This window comes from Rhodovulum sp. 12E13 (genome assembly GCF_003340565.1).
In the GTDB taxonomy this organism is placed as follows: Bacteria; Pseudomonadota; Alphaproteobacteria; order Rhodobacterales; family Rhodobacteraceae; genus HLUCCA09.
This window is the reverse complement of sequence record NZ_QPLK01000077.1, coordinates 1-3,646: the sequence shown is the minus strand read 5'-3', so window position 1 is coordinate 3,646 and position 3,646 is coordinate 1. Positions and strand designations below refer to the sequence as shown.

Here is a 3,646-nt window from a genome sequence, read left to right as displayed (position 1 = left end):
TAGCGTTTCACCCATGGCGTGCTCCGAGGGCTGCTGTCGGACTTGGTGTAGCAACTTGATTCTACAGAGCTTTCGCGGGCACGCCAGCCATTACCCCCGATTTCGATGAATAAGGCGGGCTCAAGGGAAACGGATACATGACCGGCAAGGTGCTCGTCTGCGGCGGCGCAGGTTATATCGGATCGCACATGGTGCGTCTCCTCAAGGAGACCGGCTTCGAGGTCGTCGTCTTCGACAATCTATCGCAAGGCCACGCGGCAGCGATCCCCGGCGTGCCCCTGGAACAGGGAGACCTTCTGGATCGCGCCGCGCTCGATGCCGTCTTCGGGGCGCATGATTTCGATGCCGTCTACCATTTCGCGGCCCTGATCGCCGTGGGCGAGTCCGTTTCCCATCCCGATCGCTACTACCGGAACAATCTGTTGGGCACGCTGAACCTTCTGGACGCGATGCGCACCGCCGGGGTGGACCGCTTCGTTTTCTCCTCAACGGCGGCCGTCTACGGAAATCCGGTCACCGACCGGATCGCGGAATCCCATACGAAGGCGCCCATCAGCCCCTATGGCCGTTCGAAATGGATGATGGAGCAGGTGCTCGCCGACTACGCGCGCGCCTTCGGGATGCGAGCGGTCAGCTTCCGGTATTTCAACGCGGCCGGCGCCGACCCCTCGGGCGGTATCGGCGAAGCCCACGATCCCGAGACACACCTGATCCCGAATGTCCTCCTGGCAGCACTCGGGGAACGTGATGCGCTGGACGTTTTCGGCGACGACTACGAAACCCGCGACGGCACCTGCATCCGCGACTACATCCACGTGCGTGATATCGCCTCGGCCCACCTGCGCGCGCTGGACTGGATGGAGGCCAACGCGGGCACGCATGCCTTCAATCTTGGCAACGGCGCGGGCTTCACGACGCGAGAGGTCCTTGACGCCGCGGCGAAGGTGACGGGGCGCGAGATCCCGTTTCGCATCGGTCCGAGGCGCGAGGGCGATCCGGCGGTCCTTGTTGCCGACAGCTCCCGGGCGAAACGAGAACTCGGCTGGACGCCCGAGTTCGTCGAACTGGACGCGATCCTCGCCTCGGCGTGGGCGTGGCACGCCGCGCCGGGCTACGGCCCCTTTGCGCGGAACGGAAAGGGCTGAGCATGGCAAGCGACGATCCCGCGACCCGACCGCACCGCCGCTACAACCCGCTTCGGGAGGAATGGGTGCTGGTCTCGCCGCACCGCACGCAACGCCCGTGGCAGGGCCAGCGCGAAGGCACGGCCGCGGACCGTCGGCCACCCCGGGACGACAGCTGCTACCTGTGTCCGGGCAACACGCGGGCCGGCGGGGCGCGCAATCCGGACTACCGGGGTACCTTCGTCTTCGAGAACGATTTCCCGGCTCTCCTGCCGGAGACGCCCGAGACGGTCGATGACGACGACCCGCTGTTCCGGAGCCGGGGCGTCCGGGGGACAGCCCGGGTGATCTGCTTTTCCGACCGCCACGACCTGACGCTGCCGGAGCTGGCACAAGACGAGATCCGTCAGGTCGTCGATCTCTGGACCGACCAGTTGGAAGAACTCGGCCAGGCTTACGACTGGGTCGCGATCTTCGAGAACAAGGGCGCGGCGATGGGCTGTTCCAACCCGCATCCTCACGGCCAGATCTGGGCATCGGACTTCCTGCCCAACGAGGTCCTGCGTGAAGACCGGGCGCAGGCGCGCCATCTCGCCGGGACCGGTGCGAACCTGCTCGTGACCTATGCCGCGCGCGAGGCCGGGTTGGGCGAGCGGACGGTCGTCGAAAACGCGCACTGGATCGCCGTGGTGCCCTACTGGGCGACCTGGCCGTTCGAAACGCTGCTCCTGCCGCGCAGGCACGTGCTGCGCCTGATCGATCTTGCGGACGATGAACGCGACGCGCTGGCCGACATTCTGAAGCGGCTTTGCACCCGCTATGACAATCTCTTCGAGACCGAGTTCCCATATACAATGGGATGGCATGGCGCGCCTACGACACCGGGCGACTACACGCACTGGCAGCTACACGCGCATTTCTATCCGCCGCTTTTGCGCTCGGCGAGAGTGCGAAAGTTCATGGTTGGATACGAGATGCTGGCAGAGGCGCAGCGCGACCTGACGGCGGAACGGGCAGCCCGACAGCTGTCGGCCGTGTCCGACACCGATCACTTCAAGGCCGCGGGGAACTCGGCATGACAGAGGACATCGCCGACGGCCTGAAGGCCCGCGCGGCCCGCGCCTTCGAGGAGCGTTTCGGAACGGCGCCCGGGGCGCTCGCCTTCGCGCCGGGACGGGTCAATCTGCTGGGAGAGCATACGGACTACAACGGCGGCTACGTCCTGCCGATGCCGCTCGCGCTGGGGACGGCGATCGCCATCGGGCCCGGCGGGCGCCCGGGCAGGATCCGGCTGGCGAGCGAAAGCTTCGAGGACGAGGAAGACCGGTGCATCGAGGATCGCGCGAGCGGGGCGTGGAGCGACTACGTCCTCGGCTGCGTCGCGGCCGCTGCACGCGACATCGCGGCAGAAACGGGGCTCCGCGCGATGATCGCCAGCAATCTCCCGGTCGGAGCCGGGCTCTCCAGCTCCGCGGCGATCGAGGTCTGCACGCTGCGCGCCCTGCATGGCCTGAAGGGCAAGCCCCTCGACCCAGTCGAGGCCGCGCTTGAGGCCCGGCGCGTCGAGAACCACTTCGTCGGCATGCCGTGCGGGATCATGGACCAGTTCGTGGTCTCCGTCGGCCGGGCAGGACGGGCGCTCTTTCTCGACACGCGCCGGCTGACCCACCGGGAAGTGGCGCTCCCTGGGCGGTATCGCGTGGCGGTCATTCACTCCGGCGTCAGCCACAAGCTGACCGAGGATGGATACGCCGCGCGTGTCGCAGAGTGCAACGCGGCCTGCGCGGCCCTCGGGGTGGAATTCCTCGGCGATCTCGGTCCTGCCGACCTCGACCGGGTCGGCGGCCTCGACTCTCCGCTCGCGGAACGCGCGCGCCATGTGATCACGGAAAATCAGCGCGTTCTGAAGGCGGTGCACGCGCTTTCCTCCGGCGATTCAAGCGGTTTCGCGAGGCTCATGATCGAGAGCCACGCCTCTCAGCGCGACGACTACGCGGTGTCCGTGCCGGAGGTGGATGCACTGGTCAACGGGGCGCTCGATCTGGGTGCGGCGGGTGCCCGCCTGACCGGGGGCGGCTTCGGCGGCTCTGTCGTGGCCATGGTCGCCGCGAACCGGGCGGTGGAGTTCTGTAAGGGAATCGAAGCTGCGTTTCCCCAGGCGCGCCTGCTTTCCCTGAGCTAGAGCGCGCCACGCCCTGGCAGCGCGGGATACCCGCGCCGGCCAGGTCAGCGGCGCAACAGGAGCAGAACGGGAATTCTGCAACTGCACTTGAAACTGCCCTGTCGGCCCTCTGTTCGGCGGCGGTGAATCAGCGTCCCATGTTTTGAAATCTATACGGTTTTGGACGCCAGGCAGCAGGCTTGTCGTCAGACCTCGTAGCGGATGACCATGTGGATCGGCCCTTTAATTGCGGTTCCTCGTCAAGCCTGTTTCTGCGTCCGTGCCGGGGTCATGGTCCTTTTCGAGGTCACGGCCTCATGGTGATGTTCGGGTCGGGTGCCTTCAGCGTATGGAGCGCAGG

General features: G+C 66.6%; 3 protein-coding genes. All 3 read left to right on the top strand.

Annotated features, from left to right (window positions below; all coding sequences use genetic code 11):
* The first annotated feature begins 137 nt into the window (after positions 1 to 137).
* The 3 genes from galE to galK are packed head-to-tail and all read left to right on the top strand — an operon-like array spanning position 138 to position 3,306.
* Positions 138 to 1,145, top strand: coding sequence for a UDP-glucose 4-epimerase GalE (gene galE, locus DLJ49_RS20895; protein ID WP_115395440.1), 1,008 nt, complete (start codon positions 138 to 140; stop codon positions 1,143 to 1,145).
* 2 nt (positions 1,146 to 1,147) lie between these two features.
* Complete coding sequence (locus tag DLJ49_RS20890; RefSeq protein WP_115395439.1) at positions 1,148 to 2,203, top strand: UDP-glucose--hexose-1-phosphate uridylyltransferase; 1,056 nt, start codon at positions 1,148 to 1,150, stop codon at positions 2,201 to 2,203.
* Positions 2,200 to 3,306 (top strand): galactokinase, encoded by a 1,107-nt coding sequence (gene galK / locus DLJ49_RS20885; RefSeq protein ID WP_115395438.1) that lies wholly within the window; start codon positions 2,200 to 2,202, stop codon positions 3,304 to 3,306. The genes DLJ49_RS20890 and galK overlap by 4 nt, the downstream gene beginning before the upstream one ends.
* The last annotated feature ends 340 nt before the right edge of the window (positions 3,307 to 3,646 follow it).